The 19,256-nt window shown below is 62.5% G+C and carries 18 protein-coding genes; 5 read left to right on the top strand and 13 right to left on the bottom strand.

Going from position 1 to position 19,256, the window contains the following annotated elements:
* Positions 1-73 precede the first annotated feature (73 nt).
* Positions 74-1,429, bottom strand: a complete 1,356-nt coding sequence (gene ssnA, locus DWZ15_RS08595; protein ID WP_118450485.1) for a putative aminohydrolase SsnA — start codon at positions 1,427-1,429, stop codon at positions 74-76.
* A 196-nt stretch (positions 1,430-1,625) separates the two neighbouring features.
* On the bottom strand, positions 1,626-3,020 hold the full coding sequence (locus DWZ15_RS08590) for a uracil-xanthine permease family protein (RefSeq protein ID WP_089572468.1): 1,395 nt from the start codon (positions 3,018-3,020) through the stop codon (positions 1,626-1,628).
* A gap of 352 nt (positions 3,021-3,372) precedes the next feature.
* Between DWZ15_RS08590 and DWZ15_RS08585 the strand changes: the two genes are divergently transcribed.
* Complete coding sequence (locus tag DWZ15_RS08585) at positions 3,373-4,029, top strand: transcriptional regulator (protein ID WP_233544716.1); 657 nt, start codon at positions 3,373-3,375, stop codon at positions 4,027-4,029.
* 112 nt (positions 4,030-4,141) lie between these two features.
* On the opposite strand, the gene DWZ15_RS08580 is transcribed toward DWZ15_RS08585, so the two are convergent.
* Complete coding sequence (locus DWZ15_RS08580) at positions 4,142-4,519, bottom strand: RidA family protein (RefSeq protein WP_089572469.1); 378 nt, start codon at positions 4,517-4,519, stop codon at positions 4,142-4,144.
* 298 nt (positions 4,520-4,817) lie between these two features.
* Between DWZ15_RS08580 and DWZ15_RS08575 the strand changes: the two genes are divergently transcribed.
* Positions 4,818-7,313: a U32 family peptidase gene (locus DWZ15_RS08575; protein WP_118450483.1), complete on the top strand. Its 2,496-nt coding sequence runs from the start codon at positions 4,818-4,820 to the stop codon at positions 7,311-7,313.
* A 15-nt stretch (positions 7,314-7,328) separates the two neighbouring features.
* Positions 7,329-7,988 (top strand): RluA family pseudouridine synthase, encoded by a 660-nt coding sequence (locus tag DWZ15_RS08570; protein ID WP_231501551.1) that lies wholly within the window; start codon positions 7,329-7,331, stop codon positions 7,986-7,988.
* A 116-nt stretch (positions 7,989-8,104) separates the two neighbouring features.
* Here the strand turns inward: DWZ15_RS08570 and DWZ15_RS08565 are convergent, their stop codons facing one another.
* Complete coding sequence (locus DWZ15_RS08565) at positions 8,105-8,851, bottom strand: DeoR/GlpR family DNA-binding transcription regulator (protein WP_118450481.1); 747 nt, start codon at positions 8,849-8,851, stop codon at positions 8,105-8,107.
* Between the two features lie 3 nt (positions 8,852-8,854).
* On the bottom strand, positions 8,855-9,934 hold the full coding sequence (locus tag DWZ15_RS08560; RefSeq protein ID WP_117564160.1) for a Gfo/Idh/MocA family protein: 1,080 nt from the start codon (positions 9,932-9,934) through the stop codon (positions 8,855-8,857).
* 632 nt (positions 9,935-10,566) lie between these two features.
* Between DWZ15_RS08560 and DWZ15_RS08555 the strand changes: the two genes are divergently transcribed.
* Positions 10,567-10,803: a hypothetical protein gene (locus DWZ15_RS08555; protein ID WP_147352327.1), complete on the top strand. Its 237-nt coding sequence runs from the start codon at positions 10,567-10,569 to the stop codon at positions 10,801-10,803.
* A 116-nt stretch (positions 10,804-10,919) separates the two neighbouring features.
* On the opposite strand, the gene DWZ15_RS08550 is transcribed toward DWZ15_RS08555, so the two are convergent.
* The 8 genes from DWZ15_RS08550 to DWZ15_RS08515 all read right to left on the bottom strand — a co-directional run bounded on the left by DWZ15_RS08550 (position 10,920) and on the right by DWZ15_RS08515 (position 19,087).
* Positions 10,920-11,804, bottom strand: a complete 885-nt coding sequence (locus DWZ15_RS08550) for an ROK family protein (RefSeq protein WP_199407873.1) — start codon at positions 11,802-11,804, stop codon at positions 10,920-10,922.
* A gap of 79 nt (positions 11,805-11,883) precedes the next feature.
* Positions 11,884-13,008, bottom strand: a complete 1,125-nt coding sequence (locus DWZ15_RS08545; RefSeq protein ID WP_172676343.1) for a glycoside hydrolase family 172 protein — start codon at positions 13,006-13,008, stop codon at positions 11,884-11,886.
* Positions 13,009-13,020: 12 nt separating this feature from the next.
* Complete coding sequence (locus tag DWZ15_RS08540) at positions 13,021-13,419, bottom strand: PTS sugar transporter subunit IIA (RefSeq protein ID WP_089572475.1); 399 nt, start codon at positions 13,417-13,419, stop codon at positions 13,021-13,023.
* 26 nt (positions 13,420-13,445) lie between these two features.
* On the bottom strand, positions 13,446-14,279 hold the full coding sequence (locus tag DWZ15_RS08535) for a PTS system mannose/fructose/sorbose family transporter subunit IID (protein WP_118450477.1): 834 nt from the start codon (positions 14,277-14,279) through the stop codon (positions 13,446-13,448).
* Between the two features lie 2 nt (positions 14,280-14,281).
* A complete protein-coding gene (locus DWZ15_RS08530; protein ID WP_089572477.1) occupies positions 14,282-15,067 on the bottom strand; it encodes a PTS sugar transporter subunit IIC in 786 nt (261 codons plus the stop codon).
* A 9-nt stretch (positions 15,068-15,076) separates the two neighbouring features.
* Complete coding sequence (locus tag DWZ15_RS08525) at positions 15,077-15,550, bottom strand: PTS sugar transporter subunit IIB (protein WP_089572478.1); 474 nt, start codon at positions 15,548-15,550, stop codon at positions 15,077-15,079.
* A 123-nt stretch (positions 15,551-15,673) separates the two neighbouring features.
* A complete protein-coding gene (locus tag DWZ15_RS08520; protein ID WP_117736585.1) occupies positions 15,674-18,415 on the bottom strand; it encodes a PRD domain-containing protein in 2,742 nt (913 codons plus the stop codon).
* A 141-nt stretch (positions 18,416-18,556) separates the two neighbouring features.
* Entirely contained in the window at positions 18,557-19,087 is a 531-nt protein-coding gene (locus tag DWZ15_RS08515; protein ID WP_233544710.1) for a 5'-methylthioadenosine/S-adenosylhomocysteine nucleosidase, read from the bottom strand.
* On the opposite strand from DWZ15_RS08515, the gene DWZ15_RS10580 reads away from it, so the two are divergent.
* The gene (locus DWZ15_RS10580; protein ID WP_233544739.1) at positions 18,981-19,217 is read left to right on the top strand and encodes a hypothetical protein; all 237 of its coding nucleotides are present in this window, start codon (positions 18,981-18,983) and stop codon (positions 19,215-19,217) included. The genes DWZ15_RS08515 and DWZ15_RS10580 overlap by 107 nt on opposite strands.
* The last annotated feature ends 39 nt before the right edge of the window (positions 19,218-19,256 follow it).

Here is a 19,256-nt window from a genome sequence, read left to right as displayed (position 1 = left end):
GACCCCGCGGAGGCCGCCTATGCGCGCGTCGGATGCGGCGAAACATCCGACGCGCGCGAATCTCCAATTGGAATTAGTACACGCGATCGTTGAGCGTGCTCCAGAGCTTCTTGGACTCGGCCATGGTCCACGCGTTGATCTTGTCCTCATCAATCCCAACGAACTCGCGATCCTTGTACAGGACGCGGCCGTTGATGATGGTAGTGCGGCAGTTTTTGCCCATCATGCCAAAGAGCATATGGCCGTCGATATTCTCCTCGCTCAGCGGCGTAAAGGGCTTGTAGTCCATGACGATGACGTCGGCGGCGGCGCCGGGCTCAAGCACGCCGAGCTTGCGATCGAAGTACTTGCTCGCCATCTTGGCGTTGTTCTCGAACAGCATCGTCATGGCCTCGCACCAGCCCACGTTGGGCATAGCGGCGTTGTGGCGCTGAATGATCAGGAAAACCTTAAGGCTCTCGAGCATATCGTGGGTGTAGGCGTCGGTGCCCATGCACACGGGGATGCCGCGGCGGAAGAATTCGAGCACGGGGGCGCAGCCCACGGCGTTGCCCATATTGGATTCGGGGTTGTTGACGAGCCAGGTGCCAGACTCCTTGACGATATCCATCTCGGCGGGCGTCACGTGGATGCAGTGGCCGAGCATGGTGTCGGGACCCAGCAGGTTGTGCTGCAGCAGGCGCTCGACGGGACTGATGCCACCGCGGTTGAGGCGGGAGTCCCACACGTCATTCATGCCCTCGCACACATGGATGTGGAAGCCGGTCAGGCCGTTGTTGGCCTCGGCCATCTTGTCCATGGTCTCGTCCGACAGCGTAAAGGTGGCGTGACCGCCAAACATGGCGGCGATCATGTGGTTGTCGTTATCGCGACGCTCCTTGGCGGCCCACTGGGCAAATTCGGCGTTCTCGGCAATGGCCTGGTCGCATTTTTCCTGGCCGCGTCGATCGGAGACCTCGTAGCACAGGCACGAACGCATGCCCAGCTCCTGCGCGGCGTCCTTAATGGTAAAGAGGCTGCCCGGGATCTCGCAGTAGCTCGCATGATGATCGAAGATCGTGGTGACGCCATCGCGGATGGAGTCAAGAATCGTGGCATAGGCGCTGGCCTTGGTGCCGTCGAGCGTCAGGCTGTCGTCGATCTTCCACCACTGCTGCTCAAGATTCTCCAGGAAGTTGGTAGGGTTACAGCCCTTAATGGCAAGGCCGCGGGCCAAACCCGAGTAGATGTGGGTGTGGCAGTTGATGAGTCCGGGCATGATGAGGTTGCCCTGGGCGTCGATGTACTCGGCATCCGGGTACTTGGCCTTGAGCTCGCACTCGGGGCCCACTTCGACGATCGTATCTCCGTCAATGGCGACCGCACCGTTTGGAATGAACGGGGCCTGAGCGTTGCGGGTAAAGACGGAACCGTTAGCAACCAGAAGCATGAATGCTCCCTTCAACATCAGGGGCGGGGTTTGACACCTCTGACATGGCGGAAGTGCGAAGCGCCGGCCTACACCGGAAACGGGCCCTCTCCCGTCAACGCTTCACCAAAGGGACAAACCCTTTGAAGTGCGGCTTGGCGCCGCATGACGTCGGCGGACGAGGCGATGCGTCCGCCGACGAATAGCACCGAATTGGCTACTTCTTGCTCTCGGGCAAGACCAGATCCACGGCAGCGTCCTTGGCAGCATCGATGTGCTGGGCCACGACCGGCGTCTGCGGAAGGATCAGGTTAAGGACAATGGCCATAATGGCGGTGGGGGTTACGGCATTGGAGCCGATGACGGTGGATACCCAGGCGGGCATACCCTCGCCGGCAAGGCAACCGCTGGCCATCCAGATACCCAGGCCAAAGACGACGGAGGTACCGACGATGGTGGTAGTGCGCTGCGTGAGGCCCTCGCGGGTGAACATGCGCACGCCGTTCATGGTGATGGTGCCAAAGACGCCGACGGTCGCGCCGCCGATGACGGGCTGCGGGATAGCGGAAAGGACGGCAGAGAGCTGCGGGAACAGACCGGCGATGGCAAAGACGGCCGCGATGATCACAAAGACCCACTTGTTGACGACCTTGTTGGAGCAGATGATGCCCACGTTCTGGCCAAGGGCGCTGGTGGGAAGACCGCCCAGCAGGCCGCCGACCATAGAGGTGAGGCCCTGGGACACGATAGCGCCGGAGAGCTCGCGCTCGGTGGGCATACGGTCGATGGAGCCCAGGCAGGCGGCGGAGACGTCGCCGATAACCTGGATGGCAACCATGGGGAACACGACGGCGAGGGTAATGCAGACCTCGGGATCAAACTCGAGCGCATAGGGCATGAGCTTGGGAAGGGCGAAGACCTGAGCGGTGGCGACGCTTGAGAAGTCGATCATGCCAAAGGGGATGGAGACGATCATGCCAACGATCATGCCAAAGAACACGGAGCCCAGTTTGAGCGTGCCCTTGCCAAAGTTGGCGAGCGCAAAGACCACGGCGAAGGTGATAAGAGCGACGCACCAGGCCTGCGGGGTGCCCCACAGCGGCGTGCCCATGCCGCCGGCCATGTACTTGACGGCCGTGGGATAGAGAGAGACGCCAATGGAGAAGATGACCGTACCGGTCACGACGGGCGGGAACAGCCACTTAATCTTGCTGTAGGCCAGACCAAAGAGGACCGCAACGGCGCCGCCGACGATCTCGCCGCCCAGCAGCGCACCAAAGCTAAAGCCCGAGGCGCCCATGGCCTGCAGGGCCGGCAGGAACGCGAACGAAACGCCCATGACGATGGGCAGGCCGCCGCCGATGCGACGGAAGGGAGCGAAGGCCTGAAGGGCCGTGTCGATCGCCGAAAGAATGAGCGCGACCTGAATGATGTCGGTGCTCTGCTGGCTATTAAAACCGTAGACGCCGGCCATGATGACAGCCGGGGTGATGATACCGGCAAACGAAGCCAGTACGTGCTGAAGGGCACACGGGATCATTTCTTTAACGGGAGGCATGCCTTCACGAGTGAACAGGGCTTCAGTGCCGTTCTTAACCGTCTCCTGGGTCATTTGACCACCAATCCTCGAAATAGTTGTTTTCGCATCTAACGCTCTATTGTGACGCAGTGCGGGGTTGAGGTTGTGCCTTCGTTGCATATCGTATTAAAGATGATTCTCATTCTCAATAATAATTTTTTGTTATCAGACTATTCTTCAGCTGAGATAATGCATTTCCGCAGGTCAGGAAAGTGTCTGTTCAAAATTACATCTAACTTTTCTTTTGGTCGACCGTTTACCGCCAAATACCTACCGCTCATCTGTATTACGCAATGTACCTGCGAATATGTGAGTCAATAGACACCGTGTTACCATGAGAAAAAATTGTTATGATCATTTCCGATTTCACCCAAAGGAGTTGCCCGTGAACGAGACCGTACGTCGCTTTTTGCCGATGGTCGATTTTCTGGAGCAGATACTCGGCAAAAACAGCGAAATCGTGCTGCACGATTTCTCGGATCCCGACCACGCCATCGTCGATATTCGCAACGGCATCGTGAGCGGCCGCAAGGTCGGCGGTCCCGCCACCGATCTGGCACTCAAGATCATGCACGACGCCAAGTATCGCGACCTGCCGTTTATTACGGGCTACGAGGGGCGCGGTGCCGGCGGCAAGACGTTGGAGTCAGCGACGTACTTTATCCGCGAGAATGACGAGATCGTCGGTATGCTCTGCGTCAACACCGATCTCTCGACCGTGCGCTCCATCAACGCCATGGCGCAGCAGCTCATGGCGTGCTTCGACGCGGCGCCGACGCGCACGGAGCTCGCCCCTATCGAGGTCGAAGGCCTTTCGGAGTCCACCCAGGAGCTCATCGATCGCAGCATTGCCGAGTTGCTGAGCGCGCGCGGGCTGGATGTAGCGTCGCTTGGTCAGAGCGACCGCGTGGACGTCATTCGCCACCTCAACGGCAACGGGGTGTTCATGCTCAAGGGCGCCGTGGCCTGCGCTGCCACCGCGTTGGGCATCTCGGAGCCCAGCGTGTACCGCTACCTGCAAAAAGTCCGCAAGGAGGGCTAGCGAGCAAAATGGAGCGCGGCTCCACAAGCGATTCGTCACTTGACAAAAGACCCTGCAGCTCGCACGCGCTGCAGGGTCTTTTTGCATGTCATGTTTAGTTGTGGCCAACGCCTTAGAGAGCGGCGACGACCTCGATCTCGACCAGACCGCCAGCCGGAAGAGCGGCAACCTGGAAAGCGCTGCGCGCGGGGAACGGGGCCTCGAACTTGGAGGCGTAGATCTCGTTTACGGCAGCGAAGTCGGCAATGTCAGCCAGGTAGACTGTGGTCTTGACGACATCGGCAAAGGTGGCGCCGGCAGCGGTCAGCAGGGCCTCGACATTAGCAAGGGACTGCTTAGCCTGGGCCTCGACACCCTCGGGCAGCTTGCCGGTCGCGGGATCGATGCCCAGCTGGCCGGACAGAAACACCATGTTGCCAGTCTGGATACCGGGGGAATACGGGCCGATGGCTGCGGGTGCGTTATCGGAAGACACGACGGTCTTGCTCATGTTTTTCTCCTTACAAGTAAAAGGGAACGGGAGCGCGGCGTTCACACCGGGAGGCACAGTTCGGTCTGAACACCGCGCTTGATTGGGATAGTACTCAAGGTTTCCGCGCGATGCAAGATTATTATCACGTTGCGAGAATATTTTATCGCCCAACGGTTTCCCCGGACCGCTGAACGGTTCTCATGTGAAGCAGCCAGTCCAAGCTGCTGAAGACTTTATCCCGCTTAGAGCACGGGCATCGCCTGCCGCGACGGCACCACTATACTTTTGAGTATCTGAGCATTTTGAAAGGCAGGATATGACCGCAACCGCCAGTCGAACCACCAACCGCAGACCCGAGCTTTTGGCGCCCGCCGGAGGGCCCGAGCCCTTTGCCGCCGCACTCGCCGCCGGGGCAGACGCCATCTACTGCGGCATGGGCAGCTTCAACGCACGCCGCAAGGCCACCAACTTTACCGACGAGGCCTTTGAGCAGGCCTGCCGCGCCGCGCATCTGGCCGGCTCGCGCGTCTACGTCACGGTCAACATCATCATCAAGGAATCCGAGATGAGCGATGTGCTGCAGCTCATCCATCGCTGCTCCACGCTGGGCGCCGACGCCTTCATCATCCAGGACTGGGGCCTGTTCTTTGAGGTCAAGCGCACCATGCCCGGCATCGAGACGCATATCTCGACCCAGGCGAACATCCACGACGACCGCGGAACCCTTTGGTGCCGCGAGCAAGGCGCCGACCGCGTGACCCTCTCGCGCGAGCTTTCCATCGACGAGATTGCCGCCATTCACGATGCCGCGCCCGATGTGGACCTTGAGGTCTTTAGCCATGGCGCCATCTGCTTTTGCTACTCTGGCCTGTGTCTGCTTTCGAGCTTTGCCATGGCGGGCCGCTCGGCCAACCGCGGCATGTGCGCTCAACCCTGTCGCCTGCCCTACGAGCTGATCGACGAGAACGGCCGCTCGCTCTCCCCTGCCGGTCGCGAGCGCGCGCTGTGCCCGCGTGACACCAACACTTCACAACTTGTTCGCCGCCTGTATGACGCCGGCGCCGCGTCGCTCAAGCTCGAGGGCCGCATGAAGGCGCCCGATTACGTGTACTCCATCGTCGACGTGTATCGTCATCAGATTGACGATATGCTGGCCGGAACCACCGTTGCCAAGGACGAGAAAGCCGCCCGCCAGCGCCAGCTCAAGCGCTGCTTTAACCGCGACTTTACGCACGCCTATCAGGACGGCACCTCGGGCGACGAGATGATGAGCTATGAGCGTTCCAACAACCGCGGCCAGATCGTGGGCACGGTGCTGGGCAGCCGCCCGGCCAACCGCGATGTGCGCGGCCTCAAGCCCGACGACCGCCGTCGCCGCGCCGCCATCGCCCGCATTGAGCTGTTTGAGCCCGTGGGCAAGGGCGACCTGCTGGAGCTTCGCCACGATAACGAGTTTGACCAGTTCCTGACCACCATTGCCGCCGATGATGCCGCAGCCGGTGAAGTCATCGAATGTCGCGTACCCCGCAGCATGCCCGAGGGCTGCCGCGTCCGCGTGATTCGTAGTCAGCGTGCCATCGACGCCGCCGGCGCCGCGCTCAAGCGCGATGTGCTGCGCCGCCGAGCTGTTGATGTGTCCGTCGTGGCGCGTCTGGGCGAGCCGTTTACCGTTACGCTCACCTGCTGCGACGACCCTTCGCTTACGGCCACGGCCACGGGCTTTACCGTCGAAGCCGCCAAGACCCGTGCGGTCGAGGCGTCCGATCTGGTTGAGCACGTCGGCCGCATGGGTTCCTCTCCCTTTGAGGCTGCGAGCTTTGAGGTGGCGCTCGATGAGGGCTGTGGCATGGGTTTCTCCGCCGTACATAAGGTGCGCGCCGCCGCTTGCAAGGCGCTGGAAGAGGCCATTCTGGCGCCGTACGCGGAGCGCGCGAAAACGCTCGAGCCGCCGGCGATTGTCACCAGTGATTCCCGCCCCGCGCCCGAGCACTACCGCGATGAGCCGCAGATCTGCGCCACCGTCACCACACTCGAGGCTGCCGAGGCAGCCCACGCGGAGGGCGCAACGCGCATCTACATGACCACCGACGCGCTCGATGCGGCCGAGCTCTCCCCTGCCGATGCATTTGAGCAGGGTATCGTGCCCGTACTCGACGAGGTCTGCCGCGCCGCCGACCACGAGCGCGTCGATCCCTGGATCAATGCCGGAGCCACCGTCGCCGTCGGCAATATCTCCGAGCTTGCCCTGGCCGCCCAGGTTGGCGCCACGGCCGAGATTCGCTCTTGCCTGCCGGTTCACAACACGCCCTGCATGGAAGCGCTTGCCGAGCGCGGAGCCGGTGCGTTTTGGCTCTCGCCCGAGATCACGCTCGACGAGATTATCTCGCTCGGCACCGCCGCGCCCGCGGCTCTGGGCATCACCGTCTTTGGCCGCCCGCGCGTCATGACAAGCGAGCATTGCATTCTGCAGGTTGCCAACGGCTGCATCCACGATTGTGCCAACTGCCGCCTGCGTGCCCGCAAGCTCTCGCTCAAGAATATCGACGGCAAGGTCATGCCGGTGCGTACCGACATCCACGGCCGCTCACGCCTGTACGACGCCTACCCCATCGACCTCACGCCGCAAGTTCCGCAGCTGCTCGATGCCGGCGTGCGCCGTCTTATGGTCGACGGAACCTTGCTCGAGGCCGATGAGGTGGGCCGCGCCACCGCTCGCGTCCGCCGCGCCGTCGAGGCAGCGCAAGCCGGCCGCAAGCCCGCCGCCCGCCTGCGCGGTGCCACCTCGGGCTGCATGTTTGTGGGAATCAGCTAACCGAAAGGCTTACACGTGAACGAAGAACCTCAAGTCCTCTACTGCGACGCCTGGCTCATGGCCATCGACAAGCCCGCCGGCATGATCGTCCACGGCGACGGCACCGGCGAGCGCACGCTCACCGACTACGCCAGCGACCTGCTGCTGGCGATGGGCGACGGCTTTGCCGCGACCGACATGCAGCCGCTCAACCGCTTGGACCGCGACACCACCGGCGTGGTGCTGTTCTCACTCGACAAGCAGACGCAGCCCGCCTTTGACCAGATGATTATCGACCACGCGTTCGAAAAGCACTACCTAGCGCTCGCCGAGGGCAAAATCGACTGGAACGAGAAGCTCATCGACAAGCCTATCGCCCGCGACCGCCACGATAGCCGCAAGATGCGCGTTGGCGCCAGCGGCAAGCCGTCTCAGACGCGCGTCAAGGTACTCAAGCGCCTTAAGAGCCGCCGTGGCCTGCCTACGCGCTCGTATATTGATGTCGAGCTGCTCACCGGCCGCAAGCACCAGATCCGCGTGCACCTGGCAAGCGAGCGCCATCCCCTGGTGGGCGACGACCTGTACGGGACGCCGCGTCCTTGTGGCCTCATGCTCCACGCCCACAGCGTGTCCTTTACGCATCCCGTAACCGGCGAGCACATCCACATCGAAGCCCCCTGCCCCTGGGAGCCCTAAAACCTGCCAAAAAGGGACAGGTTTATTTTGGCAGGTTTTATCTGGACAAACGCCAAAACCACCTCAAAGGTTCCTGCCCCTTCGCGGTGGTTTTGGCCTTAGCCCGTCCCTTGCTGTTAGACCGTGACGACGTTGTCCATTGCCCGGTACTTGGCGGGGACATCGCCTGCGGTAATAATCGTTGCGTCACGGAAGTCCGCGAACTTGACGGGCGCCACCATGCCAAATTTACTGGCGTCCGAGATTACGAAGCGCTTGGCCGTATGGCGCATCGAGATACGCTTTACTTGCGCCTCCTCGATATCGGGCGCCGTGAAGCCCTGCTCGGCGGCAATGCCGTTAGAGCCCCAAAAGCCACAGTTGAAGTTGTAGCGGTCTAAGGTTGCCAAGGCATCGGGGCCAACGAGCGCCTCGGTCTCGGGTTTGAGCTCGCCACCCAGCACCACGGTACGCATGCCGCGCAAAGCAAGGCGTTGAGCATGGAGCACGGAATCGGTCACATAGGTGACATCTTCAAGGTGTGGAAGATGCTCGATGAGCCTGAGCGTCGTCGAACCCGAGTCGATGTATACAAAGCTCTCGGGCTCCACAAGTGCCGCCGCACGGGCGCAGATACGCTCCTTGTCGTCGTTATGGAGGTCGCTGCGCTCATTAAGCGTTAGGTCGCGCGTCACGTGCGCGCGCTCCAGACTTGTCGCGCCTCCGTGCACCTTGGCGATACGGTGTGCTCGGTCGAGCGTCTGCAGGTCGCGCCGAATGGTAGACGCCGTCACGCCCAGGGCTTCGGCAAGCTCCGGCACGGTAACCGAGCCGGTCTGCTGAACCATCGACACGATCGCGTTGAGCCTATCTTCCGCTAGCATCGCTTACTCCTCCTCGGGGTACACGACTCCCCAGTCGGCGCGTAGCTTGGTCATCAGCTCCATAACATCAGAAGCATAGCCCAGAAGCTCACGCTTAGAGTCGTCGCCGGCAACGGCCTTCTCAAGATCGGCCATCTCATAGCAAAGGGCGTAAGCCTCGGTGCCGGCGTGGACCTCCTCGCGGTGGCCGTCCGCAGTCCACACGATAGTCGCGTGATCGGCGCGCGGATACTCGTTGACCTCGATATAGCACTTATCGAAGCTAATAATCGAGCGCTTGGGTTGCTTGGAGTGGAGCGTGAGGCTCACAACACCCAGCTGCTGCTCGGCATTACGGCAGACGATGCCGCCCGCAACGTCAACACCGGTCTCACAGGTGTTGCCCAACGAAACGACCTCAATGGGCTGGCTTGCCATAAAGAGACGCATGACGGACAGGGCATACACGCCAATGTCGAGCATGGCACCGCCAGCAAGGTTGCGGTTGTAGAAGCGATTGGTCAGATCGCCGTACTCCTTGTAGCTACCAAAGTTGAGCTGGGCGAGGTTCATGCGACCAAACTCGCCGGCATCCATGCGACGGCGCAGCTCTTGATACAAGGGCATATGAAGCACCGTGGTGGCGTCCATGAGGACGACGTTGTGCTCGTCGGCGATGGCACGCGCCTCGTCGAGCTCAGCGGAATTGAGGGTAATGGCTTTCTCGCAGAGCACGTGCTTGCCGGCGGCCAGCGCGTCACGCAGATAGGTGATATGCGTGTTGTGCGGCGTGGTGATATAGACGGCGTCGATGCCAGGATCGGCGTAGAGGTCCTCAACCGATTCATAGACCTTCTCGATGCCATACTGCTCGGCAAAAGCCTGAGCCTTGGACAGCGTACGGTTGGCGACGCCCGCAAGCTTGCGGCCGGCAAGAGCGAGAGACTGGGCCATCTGGTTGGCGATAACGCCGCACCCGATCACAGCCCAACGAAGCTCGGGAGCCGTAAAGATATCATCGGGGAATGGCTTGTCCTGGACCGAAGCGAACGCTGCTTTTGCGGCTGCCGCGGAGTCGAGTGGAGCCTGCTTGGAATCTACCATATGTGCCTCCTGTGTCATAGAACGTCTTGCATTTCGGATAGCTCTATATTCGCACAAACACGCGCGTCTGTGCGTGTTTGTGCGTATCTCACCGCTAAACGGTCATTTTTGTCCCGTAAACGGCGCATCTATACGCATATTCACGCAATCCCACGCACGCAAATACGCACAAATGCGAACCGGTCATTGCTCAGAGACAGGGGCTTATGCTTAGAACTCAAAAGACAGGATGATCCGCTTCGCCTCGTCGCTCATGGCGCGCTGCAGCTCTAAGGACCGTCCCAAACTGCCGACAGAAAAGGAACGTTCCAAACTGCAGACAGAAAAAGAACGTCCCCAGGCGCCGGCATTTCAAGAGCACTCATTTAAGTCTGTCCCCAATGAGTGGGAGTAATCAGAGACCCTTTGCGAGGGAGGCCGGACGTGGCCTTCCTCGTTTTTATTCATGGACTTTAGTCCGTGCCGCGCGGCACGCGCGGCATAGAAAGCCACCCGCTCAGCGGGTGGAGGCCAATTTCCGCTACGCGACAAAAACCTTCCCCCTAGCATGAGGATTGTTCAGGTCATCATACTAGGGGGAAGGTGATTGCTGTGGCCCAGAAAGCCAACAGCCTCGCGTACACGAAATGGCTGTGCAAGTACCGCATCGCACCGAGGTCAAGCTCATCGCCGCCATCGTCGAGAAGCACCCCAAGGTGCGCTTTGCCGCGAGCCGCACCTCGGCCCACGCCGACCTCTACGACCGCATGGAGCAGGCCCTGTGCGAGTGCGTGGCCAACGCGGTGGAGGTCGTCCGCTCCGACATCAGCCCCGCGCTTCTTGTCCACACCGGTCCAAACCTCGTGGGTATGGCGGTCCAGGGACTCTAGCGGAGGCGGGGCGTCCTGCCCCAAAAACAAATGCAAAAGACGAGCACTTCTTGCCGCTCAATTGGCAAGAAGCGCTCGTCTTTTCTTAACGCGTTGTATGGCGGAGAGAGCGCAAGTTACGCGAGCGCCCTTCTTGCCAGCTCGGCCGCGCCGAGGATTCCTTGGTCGCCGCCGCAGCCCGGGGCGCAGATGTAGCTCTCCATGTCCTTAAGCTCGGCGGTCTGGATGTAGCCACCCAGATATTCGAGGGTCTTCTTGCGGACGATGCCGTAGAGCTGCTCCTGGTGCATCACGCCGCCGCCGAGGACGATGCGGCGAGGCGAGTACATGAGCACGAGGTTCGCGCACATCTGCCCCAGATAATCCCCCTCGAGCGCCCACACCTCATCGTTGTCCGCGAGCTCGGCCGCGGGCTTTCCCCAGCGCGCGGCGATGGCGGGGCCGGAGGCGAGCCCCTCGAGACAGCTCGCGTGGCTCGGGCAGACGCAGCGTCCCTCCTCGGTGGGACGGGTCCTTACCAGCATGTGACCGGCCTCGGGGTGCAGCATGCCGTGAAGGAGTCTGCCCGCGCACATGACGCCCGCGCCCACGCCGGTGCCGATGGTCACGTAGACGGCGTCCTCGAGCCCCTTGCAGCAGCCGAAGACCACTTCGCCGAGGCAGGCAACGTTCACGTCCGTGTCGTAGGCCACCGGAATCCCGAGGGCGTCGGCGAACGCGGCGCGAAGACCATGGCCTCGCCACGCGAGCTTGGGCGTCTGGAGGATGGAGCCGTAGCGCTCGTCGTTGGGGTCGACGCAGGTCGGGCCGAAGGCGCCGATGCCCAACGCGTCCACATCGCGGGCGGTGAACCACTCGATCATCTGCGGGACGGTCTCGGCGGGCGTAAGCGTCGGGGTCTCCATACGGTCGAGGACCTCGCCGTCGCCGGACACCACGGCACAGACCATCTTGGTCCCGCCGGCTTCGAGGGCGCCGAGCCTCATTTGCTTTTCGCTCATGTGATCCTCCTTACAAAGGGACGCCCGCAGTCATGGTCAACCGCGGGCGCCCATAACGTTGGCTTGTTTCGAGGCGACCCTACCTGGGCACGCGGTCCTGCCTTGCGGCAAACGGGGCGAGCACGGCGTGCGGCTCGCTTTGGTACCAGTAGGCGACGGTGGAGATGTCGTCCTCGCGCTCGTAGAGCTTGATGTCGTCGTTGCCGAGGTCCTGGAACGTCACGCGCAGGTCCTCCTTGAACGAGATCGGGTCGGGAAGGTGCCACCTGTAGAGGCCGTGCCTGGGCAGCGCGTCGTCGTTAGTCGCGAGCATCGGATTCGGGTTCGGCTTGCCCGCGCTGAAGCGGTCGCGCGTGGCGTCGCGCGTCGAGCGGTACGGGTAGCCGGCGAACAGCGTGTTGAAGCACTGCGCCTCGGGCAGCGCGTGGGGCGGCCTGTCGAGGAAGGCCCAGGCACCGCCGAAGTAGTCCTCGGCTCCCGTCGAGGTGACCGTGGGGAACTCCTCGTCGCCGTCGAGGAAGAACTTCATCTCGCCCTCGCCCCACCAATAGCGCTCCAGGGCGCACAGGGCCATGTAGGTGCCGACGTAGTAGCCCTTGCCGCGCACGCCGTCGAGCACGGTGTAGTCGACGCCCCTGCGGGTGCTGCGCTCGCGGTTAAAGCGGGCGTGGAAGTACATGGCGTCGTCCGGCACGTCGGTGAGCGCGTAGTTGAACGTGTAGAAGATGTACTTAATGAACCCGGGGTGCTCGCTCGTAAGCGTGACCTTGGCGTGCTTCCTGAAGGGCATCTCGAAGTAGCAGTTCATGCCGCCCGTCGGGTTCACGCAGATGGGCATCGAGTTGACGATGGCGCGCTCACCGAAGCCGTTGCAGAAGAAGTCGCCGACAGGGCACTCGACCGAGGGAGTCTCCTCGTCGTCCCAGTAGAAGCGCAGCACGAGGTCACGCATGACGAAGCTGCCAGCGGCGGTCTTGTCGGGGACGGTCATCCAGATGTGGCGGATGATGCCGGGGCCCTCGATGTCCGCGAGCGTGATGGTCTCGCCGGACTCAAGGGGCACGCAGCACGAGCCCTTGCGGCCGACGCCGAGGTGGCTGGCCGACATGGCGGCGCGGCCCTTCTCGCCCGTGATGTTCTCGGGGGTGATGGCGCGGCTTTCCTCACCGCCGTGCATCCACACGTCCTTAAGGAACTCTCTCATCGTCGACCTCCTCTATTCGTCGTCGTCGCACTCGGCGGAACTGGCACCGTTCACGTAGATGATCTGCTGGCGCGCCTCGTTGACGAGGGCGTCGAAGTCGAGTTTCTCGTCGGGGCGCGCGAGCGCGACCGTCATGGCGAGCGGGAGGTTGACACCCGCGATCACGTGGATCCGGTCGGAGGCGAAGCGGGAAAAGCGCTGGTTCACGCTGCCACCGTACGCGTCGGTGAGGACGACGACCTCGTCAGTGCCCGAAAGAGCCGCCTCGACCGCCGCGTCGAGCCCCTCGCCGTTGTCGTTCACGTAGGCGCACACGGCGTTGACGGCGTCGCCCTTACCCGTAAGGAACTCGAGGGTGTCCTTGAAGCCCTGGGCGAGAAGGGAATGGCTCGCCACAACTATCTTTCTCATTGATTCACCAATCTCTTGGGTCGAAGCTAGGCGAGGATGCCGGCGGCGGAGGCGACCATCGCGAGGACGATCACCACGAGGATGAGGGCCGTCATGCTCGCGTTCTTCTTGGTAAGAAGGTAATACGCGCTTCCCGTGATGGCGGCGGGGATCATGGCAGGCAGGATCTTGTCGAGCAGCGGCTGAATCTCCATCGCGACGTCGCCGAAGCTGAAGCTAATCGGGCAGGTGACGCCGATGACCGAGGCGATGAGGCAGCCGACCACGGTGAGGCCGAGCACGGAGGCGGCGGCAGTGAGGTTGGGAAGCTTCTCGCTGAAGTCGGTGACGAGCTTCACGCCCTGCTTGTAGCCGAACTCGAGGGCGTGCATGCGGACCCAGAAGATGGCCAGGATGAGCGCGAACCAGATGCCGGCTCCCACAGGGTTGCCCTCGATGGCCATGTAGGCGGCGATGGAGCCCATGATGGTCGGGATCATGGTCATGAGCAGGGAGTCGCCGACGCCGGCGAGCGGTCCCATGGTGCCGATCTTCAGGTCTTGGACGGCGTCCGCCGCCGCTAGGCCGTCGCGCTCCTCCATGGCCACGCAGGCGCCAAGGATGATGGCGGCGAGCCAAGGCTGGGTGTTGTAGTAGCGGAAGTGGTTGTTGAGCGCTTGCTTATAGTCCTCGTCGTTCGTGTAGATCTTCCTCAGGACCGGCGAGAGGGCGTAGGCGACTGAGGCGCCCTGCTGGGTCTGGTAGTTGAAGGTGCACACGCTCATGAGCCAGCGCCAGTTCGCGTTGCGCAGGTCCTTCTTGGTGACCTTGTAGCCGGAGGGCTTGCCCTCGGCGACGTCGGTGATGTTCTCGTTTTCCATGGTTACTCATCCTCTCCGATGAAGGCGTCTGCGGAAGCGTGGGCGGCGAGCTCGGTGTCCCTCTCGGCACGCTGGTAGAACGCAATCGCGAGGGCAACGCCGACGATGGCGGCGCCGATGATGGGCACGTTCAGGAAGGCCGAGAGGAAGAAGCCGGCGAGCAGGTACTGGAAGTACTTGGCGGTTGGCATGTAGCGGAGCAGCATGGCGATACCGACGGCCGGGAGCATCTTGCCGGCGAGGGTGAGGCCGGAGAGGAACCACTGGGGCATGACCTCGAGGAGCCAGTTGACGGCGGGCTGGCCGAGCGTCACGGAGACAAAGACGGGCAGGGCGGCGCACAGGCCGAAGAGCGCGGGGCAGACCCACAGGATGGCGTTCATCTGATTGAACTTACCCTCGTTGCAGAACTTCTGGGACTTCTCGACGACAAAGCCGTTGAGGATCTTGGCGACGACGTCGAGCTGGATGCCGAGCATGCCGACCGGCAGGCCGATGGCGAGGCCCGTGTCGGAGCCCAGGGTCACGCCGTAGGCGGTGGCGATGATGGCCATCGTGCCGTAGTCGGGAATGGAGGAGCCGCCGAAGCCCGCGACGCCGAGCTGCATGAGCTGAATGGTGCCGCCGATGACAAGGCCGGTCTTCCAGTCGCCCATGACGACTCCGGTGATGAGGCCCCAGAAAACGGCGTAATTGACGAAGATCATCGGGATGCCGTAGTAGTCCACGTGCTTGATGAAGGCCAGCAGGGTCAAAAGGACGACCTGCAGGATAGTGAAGTTGACCATATTTCCCCCTTAGATGAGGTCTGCGACGGAGACGGGCTTGTCGGCGGGCACGAACTGGGCCGTCACCTTGACGCCACGGGCGATGAGCGCCTTGTAGCTCTGGACGTTCTCGGCGGAGGCGTAGGCGCGCTGGGTGAGCTGGATGCCGTCCTCCTTGACGAGCGAGCCGCCGACGACCAGCGACGGGAGCTCGACGCCCGACTCGACCAGGCGAAGCATCGTCTCGGGCTCCTTGGCGATGACGAAGACCTTCTCGCGGTCGTACTTGCCCGCGGCGAAGTTCTTGAGCGCGGTCTGCTCGGAGATGATCGAAACGGCCATGCCCGCGGGGCGCGCCATCCTCATGGTGGACTTCAGGACCTCGTCGCCGGCGACCTTGTCGTCGATGACCATGACTCGGGTCGCGCCCGACACCGGGGCCCACTGCGTCACGATGATGCCGTGAAGCAGGCGATTGTCGATTCGTGCCATAACAACACTCATGTTTGCTCCTATCAAATGAAGTTTTGCGTTCGGTACTGCCTCGGCGCTATCCGGATTCGCGCCGGGCAAGGGGTTATCGGATTATTGAGGACGCGCGGTCAGCTTGCGGCGGCGCGGGGAAGGTCACTCGTCGAGCAGGAGGTCCGAGGAGCCGAGGCGCTCTTCTCGCGCCGGGGCGGCGCTCACGCTTATGTAGTCGAAGACATATGCGATCTCGCTTACGGGAACCTCTACGCGATAGCGCGTCGAGATGCTCGAGAAGCTCTGCCTGAAGGACTCGATGAAATCGGCGCGTTCCTCCTCGAAGCGGTCCTGGCCAACGTAGGTCTCAATGGGGTTTCTGGTAACAAGGCGCTCGACGAGACAGCAGAGGTGAACGTAGAGCCCAATGATGGCGTTGCTGCCGATCTTCTCGCCTGTCCTGCGCTGAAGCTCGTGCACGGCGCTCTCGATCTCATGGAATAGCCGCTCCGGGTCGAGGATGGTGATGGAGCGGATGACGTTCTGCAGCGTCATGTTCGAGAGCAGCTTCTCGTGGAAAGAAGAGAGCTCGGAAGCGTCAAGCCACCTGCCGAACACGGCATCAACCTTAGAGGCGGACGCCGTCGACATGATGTCCTCGAGGGCGACGAAGGGGACGGAGGCGACCCCGGGGTCTCCCGTGCCGATGACGGCGCAGACGCGGTGCTCGGAGAAAACGGCGTCGTTCGACCCGTTCGCGACGAGCTGCTTGAAGGGCCTCGTGAGCAGGCGCGCGCCTATGGTGCGCGGGAGGCTCTGCGAGACGAGCTGGCGTATCCTCTCCGCGGCGTCGACCCCGGACTCGGAGCAGAAGACGATGGCGTCCTCACGGTTGACGCGCTCGATCACCTTGCAGTGCGTCACGCACGCGGCGGTCGCATCGCCAAGAACCTCGGCGATGGACTTGCCGCCGAGCAGCCCGACCCCGATCTCGAGCGCAAGACCGGTAGAGACGTTGTTCACCACGCCGATAGTGGAGTCGGTAACGTTCTCGAGGGCCTTATAGGCCTCCTCCAAGGAGCCCATGTCGACGAGGAACACGACCCCGGTGCAGTAGGAATGGCGGTCGACGAGGCGCTGGAGCGGACCGACGATGTCCTTCAGCTGCTGGTCGTAGGGCATGTCGACAGCCTCGTACACATGCATGCCGAGCATACGGTTCGCCGCGTCGGCGATGCTCGTCGCCGTTGAGTAGCCGTGGGACAAGATGACGCAGAGCGTCCGAAGGGCCTTCGCATCGCGAGACTCCGATGCGACGCACAGCGTCAGAAGCGTCTTCGTGAAGTGATCGAGCGAGATTCCCAGCGCCCCTTCCACGTCTGCGGCGACCTGATCGGAGACACTCGAGGCAAACGGCAATTCGGAGGTCACGGCACCGAGGAGATGGGAGATTTGCTCCGCACAGGCAGACTTTCGCTTAGCCAGGCCGATACCCGGCCACAACTGCAGGCAAATCTCCTGGGCCAGTAGAAAAGCGACCTTCCTCGAAAGCTCGATGCCATAAGAAGAGCCTGCGTCGGCAAGGACCGCGCCCACGACGCGCTCGAAGGCGCGCGACCTCGAGGAGGCGACGCCGTGGTCGAAGATCAAGTGATCCTCAACGCCGCGCACAGCGGAGACAGCTTGCGAGACAAGCTCGGAGACAGAGAGCTCCCCGGCGCAGAATCGCTCATCGAGGGAGCACAGGGCATCGAGCGCCTGCTCGACCGGCCCTGTGCTCTCGGCGGCATCCAGAGACGCGTCGATCAGAACGCCATCGTCGGGCTGTTGATCGATCTGCGCGGAGGAGAGGAGCCCGCTGGGAAGAAGATACGGGCGAACGACGACGTAGTCGCCCTCGCGATTGAGGAACGCTTTGGCGCAGCAGTTCGTCACGCAGGCGCGCAAGCCGGCGATGTTATCGGAAAAGTCCGCGTTCACGAGGCAACGGTATGCGCCGCGGCTGATCTTCACATCAGAACCGATTCGGCACCCCTCGCTGCGCAGGAAGCTCAAGATGAGATCCTCGCGCTCCTCGGGGGTCCGCTCCTTGAGTGAGGGGACGCGGGCACAGATGGGCATTTTGCTGTAGGCCGAGGAAACCTTCAGGTCATCGGCGGATAGCGTCGTCGAAAGAACGAGGCGAGCGCGCGGCGCATCCTGGGAGGCATCGAGCCCGAGGGCCGTCGCAAGGCAGTGCTCCATCGCAGAGGGAGAGAGTGCCTCGATGCCGTTGACAAAGACCACACCCCCGCGCGCTTTCGCGATCGACTCGTCAAGAAGCCCGTTGAACGAGGCGGCGTCCGGGACCCCGGCGCAGTCGATGCGCACATAGGAGGAGTCGCGGGACAGCAAGCCCTGGTTCTTGCCGTACTCGTACACAAGGCGAGAAAGGAAAGACTTACCGACACCCACGCCGCCGCTCAAGAGGATGGGCAGGCCAAACGGAGGGTACTGAACCGCAGCCTTGCACTGCTCGACAACGGAGCTGAGGCTCATGTCGAAGCCCACGGCACGCGCGAAGTCGCGGTGATCGGCGATTCCCGTCGCCTGGATGAGGTCGGCGAGCGAGGCGTACTCGCTTGCAGAGAGCTTTACCTGAAAACGCTTCTGGAACGCGCGGCGATGAAAATAACGGACAGGCCTGCCCGCCACCTTAACCACAAGACCGGCGCGAACAAGGTCGTTGAGGTACTGGCTCGCCAGGCTCCTGGAGATGATGAGTGTCTCGGCGATGTCGGAGGTGGACAGACGGGCAAGGTCGTCGAGCGAGACGGCAGAGGTGAGGGCCTCGAGATGCTCGAGAATCCTGTCCCTCATGTCGACGGGTTTCTTTGCCAAGCTGTCCTGTGTGGTCTTGTCCATGACTTCTTACCTCCTCGTACAAGGAGTATAAGGGGAGAACAGAGAACGGAAGGGGGCGCGTGGGGGAATCAACAGCTCCGAGGAAAAGTCCACCACTTGAGGGGCAGAAAACAACGGCCATTGAACATTCAGGGCCGACGCTCAACACTTCGGCTCGACACTTCGCTTTGGAAAGGGCCCGGCGCGCCGGGGTCCCAACATAAAGAAGGGCCCCGGCGCGCAGGGCCTAAAGCTTAACCATGCGCGCAGCGATGCGGGCGCAGTCGCAGGCGGCCTTCTTCTCGAAAGTGTTGTAGTCACGACCCGGCCCTCGGCGCAGGGCTTGTCGCTGATGGCGCGCACGACGACGAGGGGCACGCCGTTGAGATAGGCGGCCTGCGCGATGGCGCAGCCCTCCATCTCGCAGCACAGGTCGCCGAAGGTCGCGAGGATTCGCTCCTTCTGTTCCGCGGGCGAGACGAACTGGTCGCCGGAGACGACGCGGCCCTTGAGGACCTTAATGTCGGGGGCGACGGCGGCCGCGGCGGCGCACGCCGCCAGCAAGGGCCGGAACGGATCGCGCAAGATCAAGGCGTCGCCCGGGAGGTCGGGCGTTACCGTCAGCCGGCGCCGCGTCTGCCGCATCATGAGGGAGAACGGCCTGGCCGGCGCATACGGCAGGAAGAGGTTCAAGGTGCACCCCGGGGCGGTCAACGAGGCCGACGTGTCGAACGTCGTCGCGCGCGGCTTCGGCGGCAGGGCGCCGTGCACCCATATATGCAGCGACTTGGTCTGCGTGCGCGTCGGGGCGTCGTGGTGTTAGCGTCAATCTATTTTTCACCAGTTTCGCTAAACAGGCGCG

It is taken from the genome of Collinsella sp. AF29-7AC, from assembly GCF_003475665.1.
In the GTDB taxonomy this organism is placed as follows: domain Bacteria; phylum Actinomycetota; class Coriobacteriia; order Coriobacteriales; family Coriobacteriaceae; genus Collinsella.
This window is presented reverse-complemented; position numbering and strand designations above follow the sequence as displayed.